A 22,790-nucleotide genomic window follows, 5' to 3' on the forward strand; every position below is an offset into this window, starting at 1 on the left:
GAGGAGGCAACGGATGCAGCAGCTCATCGCGCGGATCATGGCGTCGCGGCCGATGCGCGCCTGGCAGCGCTACTCGGAGCAGCGCGGGCCGGTGCTCTCGCAGGGCATGACGCTGCAGGCGTTCCTGTCGCTCTTCGCGGCGCTCTTCGTCGCCTTCACGGTGTTCATGGCGGTGCTCGGCGGCAACGTCGTGCTGCGCGACGCCGTCATCGACTCCATCGCGGGCGCCATCCCCGGCCTCATCGGCGACGGCGGCGCGATCGACGTCGACCAGCTCACCGAGTCGCGCGCCCTCGATGTCGCCGGCATCATCGCGTCGCTCTCGATCCTCGTCACCGCGATCGGATGGATCGGGGTGAGCCGCGAGGGCTTCCGCGCCATGTTCGGGCTCGGCGCGCCGCCGTCGAACGCCGTGCTGCTGAAGCTCGGCGACCTGGGCGTCGGCGTCGGCATCGGCCTGCTCGTGCTCGTCTCCGCCGGCGTGCTCGTCGTCACCGACGCGCTCGCGTCGGCGCTCGGGCTCGGCTGGGCGTCGACCCTCATCGGCATCGCGGTGCAGCTCGCGCTCGACACCGCCGTCGTGCTGCTGCTGTTCCGGTTCGGCGGGCGGCTGCGGCTGCCCGCCGGGCAGATCGTGCCGGCGGCCTTCGCGTGCGCGGTCGCATTCCTCGGCCTCAAGCTCCTCGCGTCGCGGCTGTTCGGCGCGGTCGAGAACAACCCGCTGCTCGCCGGCATCGCGGCGCCCGTGATCATCCTCATCTGGCTCGGGTTCATCATGCAGGTGCTGATGCTCGTGCTCGCGTTCGTCGCGGTCGGCGCGCACGGGCGCGCGTACACGCGGCTCGTCGAGATGCGCGGGATCGACGCGCAGCTCACGAAGGCGGAGGCGAAGGCGCTGCTCGAGGAGGTGCGCGCCAGCCGCCGCGAGGGCGGCGACGCGGCCGAGCTGCACCGGAGGCTCGTCAAGCGGCGCCGCTGAGCCGGACGCGGGGACCGCGACGAGCGCCGCCGCGGCACGTCGGCGGTCGTCGGTAGGCTCGGAGCATGGTCCGCATCGCCTCCGTCAACGTCAACGGCGTGCGCGCCGCCTTCCGCAAGGGCATGGGCGAGTGGCTCGAGGCCGGCGGCTTCGACATCGTCGCGCTCCAGGAGGTCCGCGCGCTCGACGAGGACCTCCTCCCCCTCGTGCCCGGTTGGCACGTGCTGCACGACCCCGCGACCGCGAAGGGCCGCGCCGGCGTCGCCGTGCTGTCGAAGGAGCCGTCGATCGCGCACCGCACCGACATCGGCCTGAAGACCTTCGACACGAAGGGCCGCTGGCTCGAGGCCGACTTCCTCATCGGCGAGACGCCGCTCACGGTCGTGTCGACCTACGTGCACTCGGGCGAGGTCGGCAGCCCCAAGCAGGCCGACAAGTACCGCTTCCTCGACTCGATGGCGAAGCGCCTGCCGAAGCTGCGCGAGCACACCGACCACGCCGTCGTCATGGGCGACTTCAACGTCGGCCACACGCAGCTCGACATCAAGAACTGGCGCGGCAACCAGAAGAGCGCCGGCTTCCTGCCGGAGGAGCGCTCCTACCTCGACCGCTGGCTCGGCACCGGCATGGTGACCGGCGTCGACGGCGTCCGCGGCCGCGGGCACGGCTGGGTCGACGTGGGCCGCACCGCGCATCCGGACGTCGACGGCCCGTACACGTGGTGGTCGCAGCGCGGCAAGGCGTTCGACACCGACACGGGCTGGCGCATCGACTACCAGATGGCCACCCCCGCGCTCGCCGCCGTGGTCCGCGACTACCGCGTCGACCGCGCGAGCGCATACGACACGCGATGGTCGGACCACGCGCCCGTCATCGTCGACTACGACCTCTAGGAAGCATCCATGGCCCTCCCCCGCCTCTACTCGGGGATGCAGCCCTCGTCGGGCTCGCTCCACCTCGGCAACTACATCGGGGCGCTGCAGCAGTGGCGCGCCATGCAGGACGACTACGACGCGTTCTTCTCGATCGTCGACCTGCACGCCATCACCGTCCCGCAGGACCCGGCCGTGCTGCGCGAGCAGGTGCGCACGCTCGCGGCGCAGTACATCGCCGGCGGCATCGACCCCGACCGCTCGTGCCTGTACGTGCAGTCGCACGTCGGCGCGCACGCGCAGCTGCAGTGGCTGCTCTCGACGATCACCGGCTTCGGCGAGGCAAGCCGGATGACGCAGTTCAAGGACAAGACCGCCAAGGGCGGGCAGGAGGCGGCCTCCGTCGGCCTCTTCACCTACCCGATCCTCATGGCGGCCGACATCCTGCTCTACGACACCCAGGTGGTGCCGGTCGGCGACGACCAGAAGCAGCACGTCGAGCTCACGCGCGACCTCTCCGAGCGGTTCAACAAGCGCTTCGGGAAGACCTTCACCGTGCCGAAGCCCGTCATCCTCGACTCCGGCGCCCGCATCTACGACCTCCAGAACCCGGCGTCGAAGATGTCGAAGTCGGCCGAGACCGACAAGGGCATCGTGTGGCTCCTCGACGAGCCCGCGCGCACGGCGAAGAAGATCCGCTCGGCCGTCACCGACACCGAGGGCTCGATCCGCGCCGACAAGGCCGAGAAGCCGGGCGTGACGAACCTGCTGGGCATCCTGTCCGCGACCACCGGACGCAGCGTCGACGACCTCTCTGCCGAGTTCGACGGCCAGGGCTACGGTGCCTTCAAGACGGCCGTCGCCGACGCCGTCGTCGCCGAGCTGGCGCCGGTTCGCGAGCGCACGCTCGAGCTGCTGGCCGACCCGGCCGAGCTCGACCGCCTGCTCGCGGCGAACGCCGATCGCGCGGCCGAGGTCGCCGACGCGACGCTGCGGCGCGCGCTGGAGGCGATGGGGCTGCGATGACCGGGCTCGACGGACCCTCGCTGCCCGTCCTCGGGCGCCGGGGGATGCTCACCGCGCTGCGCGAGGCCGACGTGCCGCGCGTGCTCGAGGCGTGCACCACGGAGGCCGCGGAGCGCTGGCTCGAGACGCCCGTGCCGTACCGGCTCGAGGACGCGGAGTCGTTCGTGCGCGAGTTCGTGCCGGCCGGCTGGCGCGGCGAGCACGACGAGCGCGTGTGGGCGATCCGCGAGTCGCTGACCGGGCCGCTCATGGGCGTCATCGGGCTGCGCGAGGGCTCGCGCGAGGTGGGCTTCTGGCTGCACCCGGAGGGGCAGGGCCGCGGGCTGATGGCCGACGCCGTGCGCACCGCCGTCGGCCACGCCGACGGCTGCCTCACCTGGCCGGAGGTGCGCTGGGCGTGCTTCGTCGGCAACGTCGCGTCGATGCGCGTCGCGAAGGCCGCGGGCTTCTCGTACCTCGGCGAGCGCGACGACCTGCACCGGGGCGCGCCGGAGCGGCAGCACCACGCGGTGCGCCTCGCCTCGGGCCAGCCGCCCGCCGACGCGCTCCCCTGGCCCGACCTGGCCTGAGCGCGCCAGCGGGCGGCCTCAGCGGGCGTTGTTCGTGATGCCCGCCGACACCGGGGCGGCGGCCGCCGCCGGGATGCGCTCCAGCGCGGAGGCGGGCGCGAGCGAGCCCGACGACGAGGCGCCCATGCCTGTGATGATCGGCTCGGGCGCCGCCCCTCCGCGCACCGCGAGCGCCTGCGCGTACAGCCGCCCGGCGCGGTAGCTCGAGCGCACGAGCGGCCCCGACATGACGCCCGCGTAGCCCATGCCCATCGCGAGCTCGCCGAGCTCGGCGAAGCGCTCGGGCTCGACCCAGCGGTCGACCGGCAGGTGCCGGGGCGAGGGCCGCAGGTACTGCGTGATCGTGATGAGCTCGGCGCCCGCGTCGTGCAGCTGCTCGAGCGTCTCCACCACCTCCTCGTCGGTCTCGCCCATCCCGAGGATGAGGTTCGACTTCGTCACGAGGCCGTCCTCGCGGCTCCAGCGCAGCACGTCGAGGCTGCGCTCGAACCGGAAGCCGGGGCGGATGCGGCGGAAGATGCGCGGCACCGTCTCGACGTTGTGCGCGAAGACCTCGGGCCGCGTGTCGAAGAGCTGCTGCAGCAGGTGCCGGTGGCCGGTGAAGTCGGGCGCGAGCATCTCGACGCCGACGCCCGGGTTCGCGGCATGGATCTGCCGCACGGTCTCGGCGTACAGCCAGATGCCCTCGTCGTCGAGGTCGTCGCGGCAGACGCCCGTGACGGTCGCGTACCGCAGGCCCATGGTGCGCACCGACTCCGCGACCCGGAACGGCTCCATCCGGTCGAGGAGCGCCGGCTTGCCGGTGTCGATCTGGCAGAAGTCGCAGCGCCGCGTGCACTGGTCGCCGCCGATGAGGAAGGTCGCCTCGCGGTCCTCCCAGCACTCGAAGATGTTCGGGCAGCCCGCCGACTGGCAGACGGTGTGGAGGTCCTGCGAGGCGACGAGCTCCTGCAGCGCGGTGTACTCCGGGCCCATGCGGGCGCGGGTCTTGATCCACGGCGGCTTGCGCTCGATCGGCGTCTGCGCGTTCCGCGCCTCGAGCCGCAGCATGCGGCGGCCCTGCGGCTCGACGCGGCCCGCGTCGGCGCCCGGCGCCCGGATGCCTGCCTCGGCGGTCACGCCGCCGCCCCCTCGCGCACGACCGCGAGCTGCGCGGTGGGCGGCGCCGCCGACTCGAACGGCTCGAACGCGAGCAGCGGCTCGAGCGCCGCGGCGAAGCGGCGCCCCACCGCCTCGACGGATGCGTGCGAGCCGGTCTCGTCGCGCAGCGTCGTCACGCCCGCGTCGGCGATGCCGCAGGGCACGATCGCCCCGAACGGCGCGAGGCTGTTCGCGACGTTGATGGCGACGCCGTGCAGCGAGGTGCGGGAGGCCACCCGCACGCCGACCTGCGCGACCTTCCGCTCCCCCGCGTCGTCGAGCACCCAGACGCCCGCCCTGCCGGCGACGCGCCGGGTCGCGAGCCCCTCGGCCGCGAGCGCGCGGATGACGGCCTCCTCGAGCCGGCGCACCCAGTCGACGACGCGCACGGCGTCGGGGAGCCGGACGATCGGGTACGCGACGAGCTGACCGGGGCCGTGCCAGGTGATGCGGCCGCCGCGGTCGACCTCGATCGCCTCGCTGCCGTCGGTCGGGAGGTCGGCGGGCTGCGTGGAGGTGCCCGCCGTGTAGACGCTCGCGTGCTCGAGCAGCAGCAGCGTCGGGCCGCGCTCGCCGGCGGCGACCTCGGCGTGGAGGCGGCGCTGCAGCGCCCAGGTCTCGCGGTAGTCGGCGCCCTCGCCGAGCCAGGTGGTCTCCATGCGGCTCCCGTCGTCGCGTTTCTGCACTGAGTATGACAATACATCGCGCGGGCGATCCGCGCCGCGGCCGCGGGTCGCACGGCGTCATGGGAATGGGCGGCGTGGGGCGCGAGTTGTACGCTGGCAGTGCAACGTGCCCGGGGTCAGTGCAAGTCTGAACCGGCGGTGAGAGTCCGCGACCCGATCGGGGATCCGATCGGTTGAGCTGGTGGAATTCCAGCACCGACGGTGAGAGTCCGGATGGGAGGCGCACGTGGGGTCGTCCGCGACCCCATATCCCCGCGCGCGTTCGGAGAGGACGTCATGGCTGGGATCTCGCCCGCCGAGCAGGCCGCGATGGCCCGCGCCCGCGAGCTCGCGCTGCGCGGCCCGCGCGGCGTCAACCCGCAGGTGGGCGCCGTGCTGCTCGCGCCCGATGGCGCCGTGCTCGCCGAGGGGTGGCACCGCGGCGCCGGCACGCCCCACGCCGAGGTCGACGCGCTCTCCCGCGTGAGCCCTGCGCAGGCCCGCGGCACGACCGCGGTCGTCACCCTCGAGCCCTGCAACCACACCGGGCGCACCGGCCCGTGCGCCGAGGCGCTCGTGGCCGCGGGCGTCGCCCGCGTCGTCCACGCATCCGCCGATCCCGGCGACGCCTCGAGCGGCGGCGCCGAGCGCCTCCGGGCCGCCGGCGTCGACGTCGCCCGCGCCGACGAGGCCGAGGGCGACGCGCTCATCGCCGACTGGCTCTTCGTGCAGCGCACCGGTCGCCCCCGCGTCACCGTGAAGTGGGCGCAGTCGCTCGACGGCCGCGCCGCGGCCGCCGACGGCACGAGCCGCTGGATCACCGGCCCGGAGGCGCGCGCGCACGTGCACCGCGAGCGCGCCGCGCACGACGCGATCGCCGTCGGCACCGGCACCGTGCTCGCCGACGACCCGCAGCTCACCGCCCGCATCGACGGCGAGGACGCGCCGCAGCCGCTGCCCGTCGTCTTCGGCGACCGGCCCGTGCCCGAGGCCGCGGCCCTGCGACGCCATCCGCGCGGCCTCCGCATCGCCACCCGCGACCTCGAGCGCGAGCTCTTCGCCCTCGCGGCCGACGGCATCCAGGCCCTCTACGTCGAGGGCGGGCCGACGCTCGCGAGCGCGTTCCTGCGCGCGGGCCTCGCCGACCGCCTCACCGTGTACCTCGCGCCGACCCTCCTCGGAGGCCCGCGCACCGCCCTCGACGACATCGGCGTCGGGACCATCGACGAGCAGCGCCGCCTCACGGTGTCGCGGCTCGAGCAGCTCGGCCGCGACCTCCTGGTCGAGGCCACGACAGAGAAGGAGCGGTGATGTTCACCGGCATCATCGAAGAGCTCGGCGAGATCGTCTCGTTCGAGCAGGCGGGCGACGCGTGGCGGCTCACCGTGCGCGGCCCCGTCGCCGTCAGCGACGCCGGCCACGGCGACTCGATCGCGGTGAACGGCCTGTGCCTCACCGTCGTCGAGCAGACCGCCGACGCGTTCACCGCCGACGTCATGCAGATCTCGGTCGACATGTCGACGCTCGCCGACCGGCGCGCGGGCGACCGCGTGAACCTCGAGCGCGCCGCGGCCCTCGGCAGCCGGCTCGGCGGGCACATCGTGCAGGGCCACATCGACGGCACCGCGCGCGTGCGCTCGGTCGCCGAGGGCGACGGCCAGCGCACCATCCGCTTCGCGCTCGACCCGGCGCTGGCGCACCTCGTGGTGCGCAAGGGCTCGATCGCCGTCGACGGCGTGAGCCTCACCGTCTCGGCCGTGAGCGGCGCCGACGAGGCCGAGCAGTGGTTCGAGGTCTCGCTCATCCCCGAGACGCTCGTCGCCACCACCCTGGGCTCGCTCGCCGCCGGCGACCGGGCCAACCTCGAGACCGACATCGTCGCTCGCCACGTCGAGCGCATGCTCCAGTGGGAGGGCCGATGAGCATCACCACCATCGACGTCGCCATCGCGGCGCTGCGGGAGGGACGCCCCGTCATCGTCGTCGACGACGAGGGGCGCGAGAACGAGGGCGACCTCGTCATGTCGGCGCAGCTCGCGACCGCATCCTGGATCGCGTTCCTCGTGCGCCACACCTCCGGCTACCTGTGCGCACCGCTCACCGCCGCGCGCGCCGACGAGCTCGCGCTGCCGCTCATGGTGCTCGAGAACGAGGACGAGCGGCAGACCGCCTACACGGTCACCGTCGACGCCGCCGACCGCTCGACCACCGGCATCTCGGCCGACGACCGCGCGCACACGCTGCGCGTGCTCGCCGACCCGGCATCGACGCCCGCGAGCCTCCGCCGCCCCGGCCACGTCGTGCCGCTGCGCGCCGTCGAGGGCGGCGTGCGCGAGCGCAAGGGCCACACGGAGGCGACCGTCGAGCTCCTGCAGCTCGCGGGCCTCGCGCCCGTGGGCGTGATCGGCGAGCTCGTCGAGGACGACGGCGAGATGCGCCGCCTCCCCTCGCTCATCCGCTTCGGCGAGGAGCACGACCTGCCGGTCATCACCATCGAGGACCTCGTCGAGCACCTCGACGCCGGCTCCATCCCCTCCGCCTGCCGCGGCGGCGCCTCGCAGGAGGACGCGCGCGTCTCGTTCGAGGTCGAGACGCACGTACCGACGCGCTTCGGCACGTTCCGGATGGCCGCCTACCGCGACCGCCAGACGGGCGCCGACCACGTGGCGATCGTCGCGGGCGAGCTCGGCCCCGAGGCGCTCGTGCGCGTGCACTCCGAGTGCCTCACGGGCGAGGCGCTGCACTCGCTGAAGTGCGAGTGCGGGCCCCAGCTCGACGCGGCCCTGCAGGAGATCCGGGCGAACGGATCCGGCATGGTCGTCTACCTGCGCGGCCAGGAGGGGCGCGGCATCGGCCTCATCAACAAGCTGCGGGCGTACCGCCTGCAGGAGGACGGCCTCGACACCCTCGACGCCAACATCGCGCTCGGCCTGCCGGCGGACGCGCGGGAGTACGGCGCCGCGGCGGCGATCATCCGGCAGCAGGGCGTCGAGCGCGTGCGCCTGCTGTCGAACAACCCGCTGAAGCGGGACCAGCTCGAGGCGCACGGCGTGCCGGTCACGGAGCTCGTGCCGCTCGTCGTCGGCGTCAGCGAGTTCAACGAGCAGTACCTGGAGGCGAAGCGGGACCGCATGGGCCACCGCCTCCCCCAGACCATCGAGCGGACAGGAGAGGCCTGATGGCCGGAGCAGGATCCCCCACGAACCAGGGCCTCGACGCGAGCGGCCTCCGCATCGCGATCGTCCACGGACGCTGGCACCAGCAGATCGCCGACGGGCTGCTCGAGGGTGCCCGCCGCGCGCTCGCCGAGATGGGCGCCGACGTGCTCGAGCTCCCCGTGCCGGGCGCGTTCGAGCTGCCGGTCGTCGCGCAGGCGGCGCTCGAGGCGGGCGCCGACGGCGCCGTCGCGCTCGGCGTCATCATCCGCGGCGGCACGCCCCACTTCGAGTACGTCGCGCAGGCGGCGACGGTCGGGCTCACGGAGGTTGCGGTGCGCACCGGGAAGCCGGTGGGCTTCGGCGTGCTCACGACCGACGACGAGCAGCAGGGCCTCGACCGCGCGGGCCTCGCGGGCTCGAAGGAGGACAAGGGCCGCGAGGCCGCCGAGGCGGTCGTCGAGGCCGCGCTCGCCCTGCGCTCGCTGCGCGGCTGACGCCGCAGCATCCCCGCCGACCACGGCCACCGACGACGCCCGGCGCCCTGTGCGCCGGGCGTCGTCGCGTCCGGCGCGCCGCCGGACGCGCATCGGGGGACGCGGGCGGCACTACGCTGGAGTGCCGCCTCCTGGGATCGACGACGCTCCCGAGACGGCCGGTGCGTCACGAGCGCGCCGTGCGCCACGGCCCGCAACCCGGTCACGACGCGTCGCAGAGCCACCCCTCCGGAGCAGCATGTCCACCCCCACCAAGACGACGGGCAAGGCGAACACGCCCCGCCGCGTCATCCTCGCCAGCCTCATCGGCACCTCGATCGAGTTCTACGACTTCTACGTCTACGCGACGGCAGCCGTGCTCGTCTTCCCCGCACTCTTCTTCCCCGCCGACGACCCCACGGCCCAGCTGCTGTCGTCGTTCGCGGTCTTCGGCGTCGCCTTCGTCGCGCGTCCCGTCGGCTCGATCGTGTTCGGCCACTTCGGCGACCGCATCGGCCGCAAGGCGACGCTCGTCGCCTCGCTCCTCACGATGGGCGTCGCGACGGTGCTCATCGGCTGCCTCCCCACGGCGCTCACGCCCGGCTGGGAGATCCTCGCGCCCGCGCTGCTCGCGGTGCTGCGCTTCTGCCAGGGCCTCGGCCTCGGCGGTGAGTGGTCGGGCGCCGCGCTGCTCGCCACCGAGAACGCCCCTCCCGGCAAGCGCGCCATCTGGGGCACCTTCCCGCAGCTGGGCGCCCCCATCGGCTTCATCCTCGCGAACGTCACCTTCATCGCCATCGCCTTCTCGATGAGCGAGGAGGCCTTCCAGGCCTGGGGCTGGCGCATCCCGTTCCTCGCCTCCGCGATCCTCGTGGTCGTCGGCCTCTGGGTGCGCCTGTCGCTCCTCGAGACGCCCGCCTTCACGAAGGTCGTCGAGCGCAAGGAGGTCGTGAAGCTGCCGCTCGCGTCGGTGTTCCGGCGCAACTGGGTGCAGCTCATCCAGGGCACGTTCATCATGCTCGCGACCTACGTGCTCTTCTACCTGATGACCACGTTCACGCTCACCTACGGCACGCGCGCGGTCGACGCGGAGGTCGCGGGCCTCGGCTACGAGCGCACCGACTTCCTGTGGATGCTCATCGTCGGCGTGGTCTTCTTCGGCGTCTTCACGCTCGTCGCGGGCCCGCTCGCCGAGCGCTACGGCCGCCGCAAGATGCTCGGCGCGGTCTCGGTCGGCATCGTGCTGTTCGGCCTCGTCTGGGTGCCGCTCTTCTCGGCCGGCTTCGCGGGCGCGATGGCGCTGCTCATCATCGGCTTCTCGCTCATGGGCCTCACGTTCGGCCCGATGGCGGCGTTCCTGCCGGAGCTCTTCCCCGGCAACGTCCGCTACACGGGCTCGGCGATCGCGTACAACTTCTCGTCGATCCTCGGAGCGGCGCTCACGCCGTTCGTCGCCACGGCGCTGTGGACGGCCGCGGGCGGCTCGACCGTGCTCGTCGGCCTCTACCTCGCGGGCGCCGCGATCCTCACGATCATCGCGCTGTGGCTCACGAAGGAGACGCGCGACCAGGAGTACGTCGAGAACAGCTCGGTGGTGGTCGCGGCCGAGGCGCCGTGACCGTCGCCTGACGTGCGACGAGGGGGCGGGGCCGTGCGGCTCCGCCCCCTCCGTCGTCTGTGGATGCGCGCTACGCGCCCCAGTCGACCGCGGTGACGGTCGCGAGGCCGGAGGCGAGCCGCTCCATGTCGGTGCCGGGCGCGTCGGCGGCGCTGTGCTGCCGGATCGAGAGGCGCACGTCGTCGCCGTCGACCTCGGTCATCGTCGTCTGGACGATGCCGAACGGGGCGAGCGGCGCCTCGACGAGCTCGACGCCCTCCGCCGTCGCGACGTTCGGCACGTTGAGGTTGTGCACGGTGCCGGCGGGCGAGGCGAGCAGCGTCGGCAGCACGCGGGCCACGACGTCCGCCGCGGTCGCCCAGTGGTGCTCCACGTCGTCTGCGAGGCCGACGTCGAGCGAGGCGGCGAGCGCCCGCACGCCGCCCTGACCCGCGGTGAGGGCCGCGCCGACGGTGCCGGAGTGCAGGATGGCGGTGCCGACGTTCGCGCCGCGGTTGATGCCCGAGAGCACGACGTCGGGCGTCGGCCCGAACGAGCCGTGCAGCGCGAGCAGCACGATGAGCGCCGGCGCCGCGTGGACCGCGTGGGCCTCCGCGTCGAGCCCCACGACCTCTCGGCGCTCGGAGCGCACCGTGCCCTTGCCCCCGGCCGCGGTCACCGCCGCGCCCTGCGTCGCGATGATCGAGGCGCTCGCGCCCGAGTGCTCCTCCGCGGGCGCCGCGATCACCACCTCGAGCCCCGCATCCGCCGCCGCCCGCGCGAGGGCGGCGAGCCCCGGCGAGTCGATGCCGTCGTCGTTCACGATGAGCGCTCGCATCATGCCTCCTCGATGTCGTCCAGCTCCACCTGCTCCGCGATCGCGCGGATGGCCTCGGCGTCGCCCGTGCCGAGCCCGCGCCGCGTCGCGTTGACCGCGCCGGCGGCCGCCCCCATCCGGATCGCGTCGGCCTGCGCGCCGCCCTCGGCGAGCACCGAGGCGACGCCCGCGGCATACGAGTCGCCCGCGCCGCGCGTGTCGACCGGCTCGAGCTGCGGCGCCGAGACGCGCCACGCGCCCGCGTCGCCCACGACGATCGAGCCTGCGTCGGCCCGCGTCACGGCGACGAGCGCGATGCCCTCCTCGTGGAGGGTCCGGGCGGCGGCGATGAGCTGCTCCTCGTCGTCGCCGTCGTCGACGCGGCCGTCGTCGACGAGCTCCTCGTGGCTCACCTTGAGCACGTCGACGCCGCCCTCGAGCGCCGCCTCGAGCCGCGGCCCGGCGAGGTCGACGAGCACAGTGGTGCCGAGCGCGCGCACGTCGGCGGCGAGCCGCCGGTAGACGTCGGGCTCGAGGACGTCGTCGCCGTCAGGGCCCGAGAGGATGACGAGGTCGGCGCGCGCCGCCTCGCGGAGCGTCGCCGAGTAGAGGTCGTCGAGGGCGTGGCGCTCGAGCGACGAGCCGTCCTCCTCCACGACCGCGACGCGCTCCCCCTCGCGACGGTCGTGCACGTACGCGGGCGCGATGCCGTCGCGCTCGATCGCGACGGTCTCGAAGCCCTCGTCGTCGAGGAGGTGCCGCACCACGGTGCCCACCTCGCCGGTGACCGTGCACGTGAGCACGACCTCGGCGCCGAGCGCCACGAGCATGCGCGCCTGCCAGACGCCCTGCCCGCCGACGTGGAGGTGGACGTCGGCCTCGTCGCCGAGGCGCTCGACGGTGACGGTGAGGGACGGGGCGGGAGCGAAGACGAGGATGCGCGGCACGTCCCCACGCTAGGAGGGCGACCTGGGCGGGTCGTGGAGGGTCGCGACCGACCGGCCTCAGCGCAGGAACAGCGACTTGAGCCGCGCCGTCGTGAACCAGAGGCCGAGCACGATCATGACGCCGAAGTACAGGAGGTGGATGCCGATGGAGGGCTGGATGAGCCCCGTCGTCAGCTGCCGGATCATGTCGACCCCGTGCCACAGCGGCATCGCCTGGATCACCCACTGCACGCCCTGCGGGTAGACCTCGATCGGGAAGAACGTGGCGGAGAGCAGGAACATCGGCATCATCACGAAGTAGACGTAGTCGAGGTGCTGGAACGTCTTCATGTAGCTCGTGACGGCCATGCCGAACGACGCGAACGCGAACGCGATGACGAGCGCGGCGGGGATCGCGAGGATCGCCGTCCACGACAGGTTGAGCCCCAGCAGCGTCGTCACGACCATGAAGCCGCTCGCGTAGAGCAGACCGCGGAAGAGCGCGAGCAGGATCTCGCCGAGCGCCACGTCGAGCGGGCCGAGCGAGGTCGAGAGCATCTGCTGGTAGAGGTTCGCGAAGTTCATCTTGAAGAAGACGTTCATCGTCGAGTCGTAGACGGCGCCGTTCATGGCGCTCACCGCCATGAGCGCGGGCGCGATGTAGGCGGCGTAGGGCACGTCGGCGCCGTAGAAGGAGACCGAGCCGATGAGGGCGCCGAGCCCGAGGCCCATCGAGAGCAGGTAGAAGACCGGCTCGAAGAAGCCCGTCATCACGACGATCCAGTTGTTCTTCGCGATCACCTGGAGGCCGCGGGCGACGACCGAGCGGGTGTTGCCGGCGTAGAGGCCGCGCAGCGGGCCGCGGATGCGCGGGGCGGGCGCCTCGAGCAGCTCGTAGGGCTTGAGCTCGGTCATCGGTCGAGCCTCCTGCGGAAGGTGCGGATGGAGAGCGCGCACGTGACGGCCGCGAGCGCCACGAGGAAGAGCACGTGCACGAGCACCATCCCCGGCGCGAGCTCGGCGCCGTAGAGCGCGACGCGGCCGAGCTCGGCCGCGTGCCACAGCGGCGAGATCCAGCCGATCCACTGCAGGTACAGCGGGAGCGTCTCGAGCGGGAAGTAGGTGCCCGAGAAGAGCGTGAGGGGCACGACCACGAAGCGCTCGATGAACGAGAGCTGCCCGCGGTCCTCGGTCTGCGTCGCGACCCACGACATGACGGCGAAGCCGACCGCGACCGAGAGCAGCAGGCCGATCGGGAGGAGCAGCAGGGCGCGCACGCCGTCGCCGATGCCGAAGACCGCGATGACGCCCGCGAAGGCCGCGAGCGGCAGGACGACGCGAGCGAGCACCGACACCTGGAAGCCGACGACGATCTGCCAGGCGCTGATGGGCGTGCCGTTCATGGCGAAGAACATCGGGAACCACTTGAAGCCGCCGAAGACGCCGTAGGTGTTCTCCTGCGAGGCCGTCTGCATGACCGTCGCCATCGCGAGCGCGGGCGCGAGGAACGTCAGGTACGGCACGCCGTCGACGCCCTCCGAGCCCTGGTTCGCGTCGACGAGGAGCCCGAGCCCGAGGCCGAGGCCCATGAGGTAGAGGAACGGCGAGCCGATGCCGATGAGCGCCCACGACGCGACGTACGAGCGCATCGCGCGGATGCGGTGCTCGGCCACGTACCACCAGCCCCACGCGCGGGCGGATCCGGCGACGGCCGCGTGGTCGACGTCGCCCGACACCCAACCGCTGCGGGTCGGCGCGGCGCTGCCGGGCTCGAGCGCGCTCATTCGACAAGGGAGCGTCCGGTGAGCCGGAGGAAGACGTCCTCCAGGCTCGACCGGCGCACCAGGCTCGTGATGGGCTGCAGCCCGCGCTCGTGCACGGCCGACATCGCCGCCTCGCCGTCGTCGTCGTAGACGAGGACGCGGTCGGGCAGCACCTCGATGCGGTCGCCGATGCCCTCGATGGCGCGCGCGGCCTCCTCGTTGCGCGAGGAGCCGAAGCGCACCTCGAGCACCTCGCGCGTGGAGTACTGGCGGATGAGCGCGGAAGGGCTGCCCTCGGCGACGATGCGGCCCTTGTCGACGACGACGAGGCGATCGCAGAGCTGCTCGGCCTCGTCCATGTAGTGGGTGGTGAGCACGAGCGTCGTGCCCTCCTCCTTGAGCCGGAAGAGGCGGTCCCACAGCACGTGCCGGGCCTGCGGGTCGAGGCCGGTGGTCGGCTCGTCGAGCAGCATCGCCTTCGGGCTGTTGATGAGCCCGCGGGCGATCGTGAGGCGCCGCTTCATGCCGCCGGAGAGGCCGTCGACGCGCGCCTTGCGCTTCTCGACCAGCTGCGCGAACTCGAGCAGCTCCTCGGCCCGCCGCTTCACGTACGGCAGCGGGAGGCCGAAGTAGCGCCCGTAGACGATGAGGTTGTCGATGACCCGCAGCTCCTCGTCGAGCTGGTCGGCCTGCGGCACGATGCCGAGCTGGGCGCGGATCTCGGGACCGTGGCTCTCGGGGTCGAAGCCGAGCACCGACAGCCGCCCGTCGCTGCGGGTGGAGGTGGCCGCGATCATCCGCATCGTCGTCGACTTGCCCGCGCCGTTGGGGCCGAGGAACCCGAACGCCTCGCCGGGCTCGATGGCGAAGTCGATCCCGTCGACGGCGGTGAAGTCGCCGTACTGCTTCCGCAGGCCCACGGCCTCGATGACTGGTGCTGGCACGAGACCCGAGCGTAGCCGCGGCCGGTGACACCGGCGAGCCCCCCGGCTCGTCAACCCGGGTTGACATCCGCCCGATCGTCAACCAAGGTTGACGCATGGCACGGATCACGGCGACGGGCGAGCAGCCCGAGGGCGTCCTCGAGCGGCTCGCGGGCACCGCTTCGGCGCGGCGCGAGCTCGAGCGCGAGGAGTCGGCGCTCGTGCGACGCGCAAGAATGGAGGGGTTTGCCTGGCAGGCGATCGCGGACGCGCTGGGCGTCACGCGCCAGGCGGTGCACAAGAAGCACGGGAAGCGGTAGATGAGCGAGCGACGAGGGATGTTCGGCAGGCGGCGCGGCGACGACGGCCCGCGCGCGAGCGTGCGGGAGCTGCTGCCCTACCTCTTCCCCCGCAAGGACCTCCTCGCCGGGGCGATCGTGCTCTCGGTGCTCGGCGCCGCGGCGGCGCTCGCGCAGCCGGCGCTCGCGCAGGAGCTCATCGCCCGCGTCGAGCGCTCGTCGCCGCTCGAGTGGCTGCCGGCCCTGCTGCTCGTGCTCGTCGTCGTCGGCGCCCTGCTCGACGGCTTCCAGCACTTCCTGCTCCAGGTGCTCGGCGAGCACGTGGTGCTCCTCACCCGCCGCACGCTCGTCGCGCGCATGCTCCGGCTGCCCGTCGCGGAGTTCGACGCCCGTCGCCTCGGCGACCTCGTCAGCCGCGTAGGCGCCGACACGACCCTGCTCCGGGCTGTGCTCACGCAGGGCCTCGTCGAGTCGGTCGGCGGCCTGCTCACCATCGTCGGCGCCGTCATCGCGATGCTCGTCATCGATCCGCTGCTGCTCGGCCTCACCGTGCTCGTGCTCGTCGGCGCGATCGTCGCGATGCTCGTCGTCATGCCGCTGCTCACGCGCGCCTCCGCCGCCGCGCAGGAGCAGGTGGGGCACCTCACCTCCGCGCTCGAGCGGGCCATCGGCGCCGTGCGGACCGTCCGCGCGGCCGGCGCGACCGACCGCGAGATCGCGACCATCGGCGAGCGCGCCGGCGCCGCGTTCGGCGCGGGCATCCGCGTCGCCCGCATCTCGGCGCTCGTCGTGCCGATCTTCGGCGTCGCGGTGCAGCTCGCGTTCCTCGTCGTCCTCGGCGTCGGCGGCCTCCGCGTCGCCACGGGCGAGATCGGCATCGCCCAGCTCGTGGGCTTCCTGCTCTTCCTCTTCCTCATGATCATGCCCCTCGGCCAGGTGGCCGGCGCGATCGCCGCCATCTCGGTCGCGCTCGGCGCGCTCGGGCGCATCCAGGAGATCGTGCGCCTGCCCGCCGAGGAGGACGGCGACGCCGAGGCCCTCCTCGTGCCGGTGCCGGATGCGCCCATGGTCGCCTTCGACGGCGTCGGCTTCGCGTATCCCGGCAGCGACGGCCGGAAGGTGCTGCACGACGTGTCGTTCGCCGTGCCCGCCGGCACCCGCACGGCGCTCGTCGGCCCCTCGGGCGCGGGCAAGTCGACGACCTTCGCGCTCCTCGAGCGCTTCTACGACGCGACCGACGGGCGCGTGCTCGTCGGCGGCGTCGACGTGCGCGAGGTGGACCGCGCGTCGCTCCGCGCCCGCATCGGCTACGTCGAGCAGGACGCGCCGGTGCTCGCGGGCACACTGCGCGACAACCTGCGGCTCGGCGCGCCCGATGCGACCGACGACGACCTCGAGGCGGCCCTCGCCTCCGTGAACCTCTCGTCGCTCGTGACGCGGTCGGATGCGGGGCTCGGCGCCGAGGTCGGCGAGGGCGGCGTGCTGCTCTCTGGCGGCGAGCGGCAGCGGCTCGCGATCGCGCGCGCGCTGCTCGCGGCCGCGCCCGTGCTGCTGCTCGACGAGTCGACCGCCAACCTCGACGCGCGCAACGAGGCGTCGCTCAAGGCGGCGCTCGACGTGGCGAGCGAGGGGCGCACGACGCTCGTCATCGCGCACCGCCTCGCGACGGTCGTCGACGCCGACCAGATCGTGGTGCTCGACGGCGGCCGGGTGCTCGCGGTCGGCACGCACGAGGAGCTCCTCACGGCATCCCCGCTCTACCGCGAGCTCGCCGCGCACCAGCTGCTCGCCCCCGCCGACGAGCCCGCGTAGGCGGGCCGCGGCGCTCGCCGCGTAGCGTGAGGGCATGCGCGCGGTGATGCACGACCGGTTCGGCGGGCCCGAGGTCCTGGAGCTGCGGGCGGTCGATGCGCCGCACGCGGGGCCGGGGCAGGTGCGGATCCGGGTGGAGGCCGCGGCGCTCAATCCGGTCGACTGGAAGATCTTCGGCGGCACCGCCGCCGCCACCGCGCGCGGGCTCGCGCCGCCGCTCGGCGTCGGCAACGACGTGGCCGGGACCATCGACGAGGTGGGCGAGGGCGTCGAGGGCTGGGCGGTGGGCGACCGCGTCTTCGGCTCCGCCCGCACGCGCGCGCTGCAGGAGCTGACGGTGGTGACGCCCGCGCGAGAGCGCATCGCCCGCATCCCGGACGGCCTCGACCCCGGTGTCGCCGCGAGCCTCGTCGTCGCGGGCCGCACCGCGTGGGATGCGGTGCGGAGCCTCGACGTGCGGGCCGGCGAGACGCTCTTCGTGCACGGCGCCGCGGGCGGCGTCGGGCGGATCGCGGTGCAGCTCGCCGTCGCGCGCGGCGCCCGCGTCATCGGCTCGGCGAGCCCCGCGAACCACGCGATGCTCCGCGGCCTCGGCGCCGAGCCGGTCGCGTACGGCGAGGGCCTCGCCGACCGCCTGCTGCACCTGCAGCCCATCGACGCGTGCTTCGACTGCGCGGGCGCCGAGGGCGTCGCCGCCGCGCTGGAGGCCGACGTCACGATCGACCGCTGCATCGCGATCGCGGCGAAGGGCGCGCACGGCGCCCGCGGCGTCGCGACCGACCTCGAGCGCACCGGCGCCCTCGACGAGCTCGCCGCGCTCGCCGCCTCCGGAGACCTCGACATCCCGATCCTCGAGCGCTACCCGCTCGAGCGGGCCGCGGACGCCTACCGCCGCCTCATGGACGGCCACGTGGCCGGCAAGCTCGTCGTCGACGTCGCCTGACACGACGGAGGCCCGCCCTCCGCGGCAGCGGCAGGCGGGCCTCCGGTCGAGCGGGTCAGGCGAACGGGTCGGGCATGAGCGTGTACTTCGTCTCGAGGTACTCGTGGATGCCCTCGGCGCCGCCCTCGCGGCCGAGGCCCGACTGCTTCACGCCGCCGAACGGGCCCGCGGCGTTCGAGACGACGCCCACGTTGAGGCCCATCATGCCGGTGTCGATGCGCTCGATCATGCGCTGGCCGCGCTTGGCGTCCTCGGTGAAGACGTAGCCGACGAGGCCGTACTCGGTCGCGTTCGCGAGGCGCACGGCGTCGTCCTCGGTCGAGAAGCGCTGGATGCCGACGACCGGGCCGAAGATCTCCTCGACCGAGACCGACATGTCGGCGCTGACCCCGTCGAGCACGGTGGGCTGGAAGAACGAGCCGGGGCCGTCGATGACCTCGCCGCCGGTCGTGACGCGGGCGCCCTTGGCGACGGCCTCGTCGACGAGGCGCTTGGCGTTGGCGACGGCCTTGTCCTCGACGAGCGGGCCGATCTGCACGCCCTCCTCGGTGCCGCGGCCGACCTTCATCGCCTGCACCCGCTCGGTGATGCGGCGGGCGAACTCGTCGGCGACCGACTCGTGCACGATGAACCGGTTCGCGGCCGTGCAGGCCTGGCCGATGTTGCGGAACTTCGCGAGCATCGCGCCCTCGACCGCCTTGTCGAGGTCCGCATCCTCGAACACCACGAACGGCGCGTTGCCGCCGAGCTCCATCGACGACTTCAGCACCTTGTCGGCCGCGAGCTTCAGCAGCTGCACGCCCACCGGCGTCGAGCCCGTGAATGACACCTTCCGCAGGCGGTCGTCGCCCAGCAGCCGCTCGGAGAGCGCGCCGGTCGACTTCGTCGTGATCACGTTGACGACGCCCTTCGGCAGCCCCGCCTCCTCCAGCAGCCCGACGAGCGCGAGCGTCGTGAGCGGCGTCAGGGTCGCGGGCTTCACGACCGCGGTGCAGCCGGCCGCGAGCGCCGGGCCGAGCTTGCGGGTGGCCATCGCGAGCGGGAAGTTCCACGGCGTGATGAGGAAGCACGGGCCCACCGGCCGGTGCGTGACGATCATCTGGCCGGTGCCCTCGGGCGTCATCGTGTAGCGGCCGTCGATGCGCACCGCCTCCTCCGAGAACCAGCGCAGGAACTCGCCGCCGTAGGCGACCTCGCCGCGCGCCTCCGCGAGCGGCTTGCCCATCTCGAGCGTCATGAGGAGCGCGAACTCCTCCTTGCGCTCCTGCAGCAGGTCGAACGCGTTCCGGAGGATCTCGCCGCGCACGCGGGCGGGCGTGCGGCCCCACGCCTCCTGCGCCTCCACGGCCGCGTCGAGCGCGCGCACGCCGTCCGCGACGGATCCGTTCGCGATCGTCTTGATCACGTCGCCGGTGGCGGGGTCGCGCACCTCGATCGTGCCGTCCTCGCCGTCGATCCACTCGCCGCCGATGAACAGGCTGCCGTGGACGGCGTCGAGCACCGCGGTCTCGCGAGCGGCGTCGGTCATGGGGTCCTCCTCCGGATGCGGGGCTCGGCCGGGCGGGCTGCCCGGCACGGCCCCGGCAAGGCTATCGCCCGGCGCCGACCCGCTCGCGCGCGAGCTTCGACGGCCACCACGTGCGCGGGCCGATCTCGAGCGCGAGCGCCGGCACGAGCAGCGACCGCACGATCGTCGTGTCGATGAGCACGCCGAGCGCCACGATGATCGCGAGCTGCAGCAGGAACAGCACGGGGATGACGCCGAGCGCCGCGAAGGTCGCCGCGAGCACGACGCCGGCCGAGGTGATGACGCCGCCGGTGACGCGGAGGCCCGTGAGCACGCCCTCGCGGTGGCCGCGGCGCGCGACCTCCTCGCGCACCCGCGTCATGAGGAAGATGTTGTAGTCGACGCCGAGCGCCACGAGGAAGACGAACGCGAACAGCGGCACCGACGGATCCATCGCGGGGATGCCGAGCGCGTGCAGGATGAGGGCGCCGACGCCGAGGGCGGTGCCGAACGACAGCACGGTTGTGAGGAGCAGCAGCACGGCGGCGACGATCGAGCGCAGCAGCAGCGCGAGGATCACCGCGATCACGACGAGGACGATCGGGATGATGAGCGCCCGGTCATGCGTCGACGTCACGTTGGTGTCGAGCGCGGCCGCGGTCGTGCCGCCCACGAGCGATCCCTCGCTCTCGGCGTGCACGGCGTCGCGGAGGGCGAGGATCGTGTCCTGCGCCGCGTCGGAGTCGGGGGCGTCGGCGAGCGTCGCCTGCAGGAGCACGCGGCCGTCGACCACGGTCGGCTCGGCGTCGGCGAACGCCGGGCCGGGCGGCGTGGGCACGGGGATGGAGCCCGAGGACGAGTCCTCGCTCGTGATCGCGACCCCGTCGACGCCGTCGACGTCGGCGACGACCTCGGCCGCGGCATCCGCATCCGCCTCGTCGACGAGCACGTAGGCGGGCGTGCCGGTGCCGCCGGGGAAGTGCTCGCCGAGCAGCGCCTGGCCGTCGCGCGCCTCCGACTCCCCCACGACGAACTCGCTCGAGGGCACGCCGTCGGCCTGCAGCTGCACGACGCCGACCGCGCCGGCGCCGAGCAGCAGCGCCGTGACGATCCAGGTGGCTCGGGCGCGGCGGTCGACGAGCCGCGCGACGCGGCCCCAGAGGCCGCGCTCGGGGTCGGCGAGGCGCGGCCGCTCGGGCGTCGGCGCGACGGGCCAGAAGGCGACGCGGCCGAAGGCGAGGAGCAGCGCCGGCAGCATCGTGAGGCCCGCGAGGATCGCGGCGCCGATGCCGATCGACGCGACGGGCCCGAGCTGCTGGTTCGAGACGAGGTCCGACAGCAGCAGGCACAGGAGGCCCGCGATGACGGTGCCGCCGGAGGCGAGGATCGGCTCGAACGAGCCGCGCCAGGCGCGCACGGTGGCCCGCCAGGCGGAGCGCTCCTCGCCGAGCGCCTCACGGAAGCGCGCGGTGTAGAGCAGGCCGTAGTCAGTCGCGGCGCCCACCACGAGGATGAAGAGGATGCCCTGCGTCTGCCCGGAGAGGGTGAGGATGCCGGCCTGCGCGAGGGAGAACACGACGAGGATGGCCAACGACAGCGCGGCGACCGAGGTCGAGAGCACGAGGATCGGGAGCAGCGGCGAGCGGTAGACGACGATGAGGATGACGAGGACGGCCGCGAGGGCGACGAGCAGCAGGATGCCGTCGATGCCCGAGAACGCCTCCGCGATGTCGGCGGTGAACCCGGCCGGCCCGGTGACCTCGACCACGAGGCCCGCCGGGAGGCCCGCGGCGGCGACGGCCGCCCGCACGGCCGCCACGGCCTCCGCGGGCTCGGGGGCGTCGTCGGACGCGTCGAGCACGGCCACGAGCTGGGCGGCCTGCCCGTCCTCGCTCGGGATGAGCGGCGAGGCCTCCACCACCACGGGCAGGTCGGCGACGTCGGCCGCGAGCGACTCGAGCGCCGCGAGGTCGTCGGCGTCGAGCTCGCGGTCGGCCGCGGCGACGACGATCGCCGGGAGCTCGTCGTCGCCGAGGAAGCCGGCGAGCGCCTCCTGCACCTGCGTCGACTCGGCGCTCGCGGGCAGGAAGCTCGTCTGGTCGTTCGTCGAGACCTCGGAGATGCGGCCGAAGAGCGGGCCTCCGGCGCCCGCGGCGCCCAGCCAGGCGACGATGAGCAGCGCGGGGAGGAGGATGCGCAGCCAGGTGTGGAGCCGGCGTCGCGGAGCAGGAGCCTCGTTCATGCAGACATACTACATATAGTCTGGCTACATGACTGCGCGGGAGGCCCGCGTCACGCGGAGGCGACCACCTGCACGCCCTTGTCGCGCAGCTCGTCGAGCGCGGCCGCGCGCGTCTCGGGCGAGACCGCCGAGGTGAGCCCGTCGATCACGCGCACGGCGCGGCCGGCGAGCGCCGCGTCGAGCGCGGAGGCCTTCACGCAGTGGTCGGTCGCGATGCCGACGACGTCGAGCTCGTCGATGCCCTGCTCCTCGAGGATCTCGTCGAGCGTCTCGCCGTCCTCCGTCTCGCCCTCGAAGGCGGAGTAGGCGGGCTTGCCCTGCCCCTTGCGGATGTGGACGTCGATCGCGAGCGCGTCGAGCGCGGGGTGGTACTCGGCGCCGGGCGTGCCCGCCACGCAGTGCACGGGCCAGGTGCCGACGAAGTCGGGCTCGCCGCTCGCGAAGTGCCCGCCGTTGTCGTTCTCGGCGTCGTGCCAGTCGCGGCTCGCGATCACGAGGTCGTACGGATGCGTGCGGAGGTGCTCGGCGATCGCGGCGGCCACCGCCGCCCCGCCCTGCGTGCCGAGCGCGCCGCCCTCGGTGAAGTCGTTCTGGACGTCGACGATGAGGATGCCACGGGCCATGCGTGCAGACTACCCAGCCGAGTCGTGCGCCGCGGCGCGCCGCGCATCGATGCCGGAGGGCGCCGCGGCGCGGATCCGCGCGGGCTCCGGCTCGGTGGCCGCGAGCACGGCGACGAGCAGGGCCAGGATGCCGGCGGCCGCGAGGATCGCGACCAGCAGCTCGGGGATCATGCCGCCTCGAGCGCGACCTCGGGCTCCGCCTCGGCCGTCGCCGCGGCATCGGCGAAGGCGCGCTGCGCAGCCTCCAGGCTCGAGAAGCGGCCGACGAGATCGCCGTAGCCGTCGACGGCGAGGTGCTCGCCGTTCACCAGCTCGACGAAGCCGAGGAACCAGGTGCGGTCGGCGTCGACCTGCGTGGCGACCCAGAGGTCGTCGCTCGGGCGCGCCCACTCGATCGGCAGAGCGAGGGCTTCGGACAGGGGACGGACCACGGCGACCTTCCTTCGATGATCGAACT

At 73.6% G+C, this 22,790-nt stretch carries 24 protein-coding genes and 1 riboswitch; of the genes, 12 read left to right on the forward strand and 12 right to left on the reverse strand.

Annotation, left to right across the window (positions count from 1 at the left end; all coding sequences use genetic code 11):
- Positions 1-13: 13 nt before the first annotated feature.
- The 4 genes from IEW90_RS11245 to IEW90_RS11260 all read left to right on the forward strand — a co-directional run bounded on the left by IEW90_RS11245 (position 14) and on the right by IEW90_RS11260 (position 3,446).
- The gene (locus IEW90_RS11245; RefSeq protein ID WP_188718382.1) at positions 14-979 is read left to right on the forward strand and encodes a YhjD/YihY/BrkB family envelope integrity protein; all 966 of its coding nucleotides are present in this window, start codon (positions 14-16) and stop codon (positions 977-979) included.
- A 65-nt stretch (positions 980-1,044) separates the two neighbouring features.
- The gene (locus IEW90_RS11250) at positions 1,045-1,872 is read left to right on the forward strand and encodes an exodeoxyribonuclease III (protein WP_188718383.1); all 828 of its coding nucleotides are present in this window, start codon (positions 1,045-1,047) and stop codon (positions 1,870-1,872) included.
- A 9-nt stretch (positions 1,873-1,881) separates the two neighbouring features.
- Positions 1,882-2,877, forward strand: coding sequence for a tryptophan--tRNA ligase (trpS, locus tag IEW90_RS11255; protein ID WP_229679646.1), 996 nt, complete (start codon positions 1,882-1,884; stop codon positions 2,875-2,877).
- On the forward strand, positions 2,874-3,446 hold the full coding sequence (locus IEW90_RS11260) for a GNAT family N-acetyltransferase (RefSeq protein WP_188718384.1): 573 nt from the start codon (positions 2,874-2,876) through the stop codon (positions 3,444-3,446). Before trpS ends, IEW90_RS11260 begins: the two co-directional genes overlap by 4 nt.
- A gap of 18 nt (positions 3,447-3,464) precedes the next feature.
- Here IEW90_RS11260 and lipA read toward each other — a convergent pair whose 3' ends face one another.
- On the reverse strand, positions 3,465-4,496 hold the full coding sequence (gene lipA, locus IEW90_RS11265; RefSeq protein WP_188718840.1) for a lipoyl synthase: 1,032 nt from the start codon (positions 4,494-4,496) through the stop codon (positions 3,465-3,467).
- 65 nt (positions 4,497-4,561) lie between these two features.
- Positions 4,562-5,245, reverse strand: a complete 684-nt coding sequence (gene lipB / locus IEW90_RS11270) for a lipoyl(octanoyl) transferase LipB (protein ID WP_188718385.1) — start codon at positions 5,243-5,245, stop codon at positions 4,562-4,564.
- A 129-nt stretch (positions 5,246-5,374) separates the two neighbouring features.
- Positions 5,375-5,502: riboswitch (FMN riboswitch) on the forward strand.
- Between the two features lie 46 nt (positions 5,503-5,548).
- On the opposite strand from lipB, the gene ribD reads away from it, so the two are divergent.
- From ribD to IEW90_RS11295, 5 genes are all read left to right on the forward strand, one after another.
- Positions 5,549-6,562, forward strand: a complete 1,014-nt coding sequence (ribD, locus tag IEW90_RS11275) for a bifunctional diaminohydroxyphosphoribosylaminopyrimidine deaminase/5-amino-6-(5-phosphoribosylamino)uracil reductase RibD (RefSeq protein ID WP_188718386.1) — start codon at positions 5,549-5,551, stop codon at positions 6,560-6,562.
- On the forward strand, positions 6,562-7,173 hold the full coding sequence (locus tag IEW90_RS11280; protein ID WP_188718387.1) for a riboflavin synthase: 612 nt from the start codon (positions 6,562-6,564) through the stop codon (positions 7,171-7,173). The genes ribD and IEW90_RS11280 overlap by 1 nt, the downstream gene beginning before the upstream one ends.
- Positions 7,170-8,429, forward strand: coding sequence for a 3,4-dihydroxy-2-butanone-4-phosphate synthase (gene ribB, locus IEW90_RS11285; RefSeq protein WP_188718388.1), 1,260 nt, complete (start codon positions 7,170-7,172; stop codon positions 8,427-8,429). The genes IEW90_RS11280 and ribB overlap by 4 nt, the downstream gene beginning before the upstream one ends.
- Positions 8,429-8,902, forward strand: a complete 474-nt coding sequence (gene ribH / locus IEW90_RS11290; protein WP_188718389.1) for a 6,7-dimethyl-8-ribityllumazine synthase — start codon at positions 8,429-8,431, stop codon at positions 8,900-8,902. The genes ribB and ribH overlap by 1 nt, the downstream gene beginning before the upstream one ends.
- Before the next feature lie 238 nt (positions 8,903-9,140).
- Entirely contained in the window at positions 9,141-10,499 is a 1,359-nt protein-coding gene (locus tag IEW90_RS11295) for an MFS transporter (RefSeq protein WP_188718390.1), read from the forward strand.
- Positions 10,500-10,569: 70 nt separating this feature from the next.
- Here the strand turns inward: IEW90_RS11295 and surE are convergent, their stop codons facing one another.
- Genes surE through IEW90_RS11320 form a run of 5 tightly spaced genes read right to left on the reverse strand, consistent with a single transcriptional unit; the run spans position 10,570 to position 14,928 of the window.
- The gene (gene surE, locus IEW90_RS11300) at positions 10,570-11,316 is read right to left on the reverse strand and encodes a 5'/3'-nucleotidase SurE (RefSeq protein WP_188718391.1); all 747 of its coding nucleotides are present in this window, start codon (positions 11,314-11,316) and stop codon (positions 10,570-10,572) included.
- Positions 11,316-12,242 (reverse strand): 1-phosphofructokinase family hexose kinase, encoded by a 927-nt coding sequence (locus IEW90_RS11305; RefSeq protein ID WP_188718392.1) that lies wholly within the window; start codon positions 12,240-12,242, stop codon positions 11,316-11,318. The genes surE and IEW90_RS11305 overlap by 1 nt, the downstream gene beginning before the upstream one ends.
- A 57-nt stretch (positions 12,243-12,299) precedes the next feature.
- Entirely contained in the window at positions 12,300-13,136 is an 837-nt protein-coding gene (locus IEW90_RS11310) for an ABC transporter permease (protein ID WP_188718393.1), read from the reverse strand.
- Positions 13,133-14,005: an ABC transporter permease gene (locus IEW90_RS11315; RefSeq protein ID WP_188718394.1), complete on the reverse strand. Its 873-nt coding sequence runs from the start codon at positions 14,003-14,005 to the stop codon at positions 13,133-13,135. The genes IEW90_RS11310 and IEW90_RS11315 overlap by 4 nt, the downstream gene beginning before the upstream one ends.
- Positions 14,002-14,928, reverse strand: coding sequence for an ABC transporter ATP-binding protein (locus tag IEW90_RS11320; RefSeq protein WP_188718395.1), 927 nt, complete (start codon positions 14,926-14,928; stop codon positions 14,002-14,004). Before IEW90_RS11320 ends, IEW90_RS11315 begins: the two co-directional genes overlap by 4 nt.
- Positions 14,929-15,023: 95 nt before the next feature.
- On the opposite strand from IEW90_RS11320, the gene IEW90_RS11325 reads away from it, so the two are divergent.
- From IEW90_RS11325 to IEW90_RS11335, 3 genes are read left to right on the forward strand one after another with little or no spacing between them, the layout of a single operon-like run.
- Complete coding sequence (locus IEW90_RS11325) at positions 15,024-15,227, forward strand: AsnC family protein (RefSeq protein ID WP_188718396.1); 204 nt, start codon at positions 15,024-15,026, stop codon at positions 15,225-15,227.
- Positions 15,228-17,018, forward strand: a complete 1,791-nt coding sequence (locus tag IEW90_RS11330) for an ABC transporter ATP-binding protein (RefSeq protein ID WP_188718397.1) — start codon at positions 15,228-15,230, stop codon at positions 17,016-17,018.
- Positions 17,019-17,052: 34 nt separating this feature from the next.
- Positions 17,053-17,961 (forward strand): NADP-dependent oxidoreductase, encoded by a 909-nt coding sequence (locus IEW90_RS11335; RefSeq protein WP_188718398.1) that lies wholly within the window; start codon positions 17,053-17,055, stop codon positions 17,959-17,961.
- Between the two features lie 55 nt (positions 17,962-18,016).
- Here IEW90_RS11335 and IEW90_RS11340 read toward each other — a convergent pair whose 3' ends face one another.
- The 5 genes from IEW90_RS11340 to IEW90_RS11360 all read right to left on the reverse strand — a co-directional run bounded on the left by IEW90_RS11340 (position 18,017) and on the right by IEW90_RS11360 (position 22,764).
- A complete protein-coding gene (locus IEW90_RS11340; RefSeq protein WP_188718399.1) occupies positions 18,017-19,489 on the reverse strand; it encodes an NAD-dependent succinate-semialdehyde dehydrogenase in 1,473 nt (490 codons plus the stop codon).
- 61 nt (positions 19,490-19,550) lie between these two features.
- Positions 19,551-21,710: an MMPL family transporter gene (locus IEW90_RS11345; protein ID WP_188718400.1), complete on the reverse strand. Its 2,160-nt coding sequence runs from the start codon at positions 21,708-21,710 to the stop codon at positions 19,551-19,553.
- A 50-nt stretch (positions 21,711-21,760) separates the two neighbouring features.
- Complete coding sequence (locus tag IEW90_RS11350) at positions 21,761-22,333, reverse strand: isochorismatase family protein (protein ID WP_188718401.1); 573 nt, start codon at positions 22,331-22,333, stop codon at positions 21,761-21,763.
- Between the two features lie 9 nt (positions 22,334-22,342).
- Positions 22,343-22,504, reverse strand: coding sequence for a hypothetical protein (locus IEW90_RS11355; protein ID WP_188718402.1), 162 nt, complete (start codon positions 22,502-22,504; stop codon positions 22,343-22,345).
- The gene (locus IEW90_RS11360) at positions 22,501-22,764 is read right to left on the reverse strand and encodes a hypothetical protein (RefSeq protein ID WP_188718403.1); all 264 of its coding nucleotides are present in this window, start codon (positions 22,762-22,764) and stop codon (positions 22,501-22,503) included. The genes IEW90_RS11355 and IEW90_RS11360 overlap by 4 nt, the downstream gene beginning before the upstream one ends.
- Positions 22,765-22,790 lie beyond the last annotated feature (26 nt).

Origin of the sequence: Agrococcus terreus (assembly GCF_014645235.1) — a bacterium.
In the GTDB taxonomy this organism is placed as follows: Bacteria; Actinomycetota; Actinomycetes; order Actinomycetales; family Microbacteriaceae; genus Agrococcus; species Agrococcus terreus.

What these genes read in the sequence shown, in the direction of transcription:
- IEW90_RS11245 (WP_188718382.1), top strand. Translation starts at nt 14, where the DNA reads ATGCAGCAGCTCATCGCGCGGATCATGGCGTCGCGGCCGATGCGCGCC.
- IEW90_RS11250 (WP_188718383.1), top strand. Translation starts at nt 1,045, where the DNA reads ATGGTCCGCATCGCCTCCGTCAACGTCAACGGCGTGCGCGCCGCCTTC.
- trpS (WP_229679646.1), top strand. Translation starts at nt 1,882, where the DNA reads ATGGCCCTCCCCCGCCTCTACTCGGGGATGCAGCCCTCGTCGGGCTCG.
- IEW90_RS11260 (WP_188718384.1), top strand. Translation starts at nt 2,874, where the DNA reads ATGACCGGGCTCGACGGACCCTCGCTGCCCGTCCTCGGGCGCCGGGGG.
- lipA (WP_188718840.1), bottom strand. Translation starts at nt 4,496, where the DNA reads ATGCTGCGGCTCGAGGCGCGGAACGCGCAGACGCCGATCGAGCGCAAG.
- lipB (WP_188718385.1), bottom strand. Translation starts at nt 5,245, where the DNA reads ATGGAGACCACCTGGCTCGGCGAGGGCGCCGACTACCGCGAGACCTGG.
- ribD (WP_188718386.1), top strand. Translation starts at nt 5,549, where the DNA reads ATGGCTGGGATCTCGCCCGCCGAGCAGGCCGCGATGGCCCGCGCCCGC.
- IEW90_RS11280 (WP_188718387.1), top strand. Translation starts at nt 6,562, where the DNA reads ATGTTCACCGGCATCATCGAAGAGCTCGGCGAGATCGTCTCGTTCGAG.
- ribB (WP_188718388.1), top strand. Translation starts at nt 7,170, where the DNA reads ATGAGCATCACCACCATCGACGTCGCCATCGCGGCGCTGCGGGAGGGA.
- ribH (WP_188718389.1), top strand. Translation starts at nt 8,429, where the DNA reads ATGGCCGGAGCAGGATCCCCCACGAACCAGGGCCTCGACGCGAGCGGC.
- IEW90_RS11295 (WP_188718390.1), top strand. Translation starts at nt 9,141, where the DNA reads ATGTCCACCCCCACCAAGACGACGGGCAAGGCGAACACGCCCCGCCGC.
- surE (WP_188718391.1), bottom strand. Translation starts at nt 11,316, where the DNA reads ATGCGAGCGCTCATCGTGAACGACGACGGCATCGACTCGCCGGGGCTC.
- IEW90_RS11310 (WP_188718393.1), bottom strand. Translation starts at nt 13,136, where the DNA reads ATGACCGAGCTCAAGCCCTACGAGCTGCTCGAGGCGCCCGCCCCGCGC.
- IEW90_RS11315 (WP_188718394.1), bottom strand. Translation starts at nt 14,005, where the DNA reads ATGAGCGCGCTCGAGCCCGGCAGCGCCGCGCCGACCCGCAGCGGTTGG.
- IEW90_RS11325 (WP_188718396.1), top strand. Translation starts at nt 15,024, where the DNA reads ATGGCACGGATCACGGCGACGGGCGAGCAGCCCGAGGGCGTCCTCGAG.
- IEW90_RS11330 (WP_188718397.1), top strand. Translation starts at nt 15,228, where the DNA reads ATGAGCGAGCGACGAGGGATGTTCGGCAGGCGGCGCGGCGACGACGGC.
- IEW90_RS11335 (WP_188718398.1), top strand. Translation starts at nt 17,053, where the DNA reads ATGCGCGCGGTGATGCACGACCGGTTCGGCGGGCCCGAGGTCCTGGAG.
- IEW90_RS11340 (WP_188718399.1), bottom strand. Translation starts at nt 19,489, where the DNA reads ATGACCGACGCCGCTCGCGAGACCGCGGTGCTCGACGCCGTCCACGGC.
- IEW90_RS11345 (WP_188718400.1), bottom strand. Translation starts at nt 21,710, where the DNA reads ATGAACGAGGCTCCTGCTCCGCGACGCCGGCTCCACACCTGGCTGCGC.
- IEW90_RS11350 (WP_188718401.1), bottom strand. Translation starts at nt 22,333, where the DNA reads ATGGCCCGTGGCATCCTCATCGTCGACGTCCAGAACGACTTCACCGAG.
- IEW90_RS11355 (WP_188718402.1), bottom strand. Translation starts at nt 22,504, where the DNA reads ATGATCCCCGAGCTGCTGGTCGCGATCCTCGCGGCCGCCGGCATCCTG.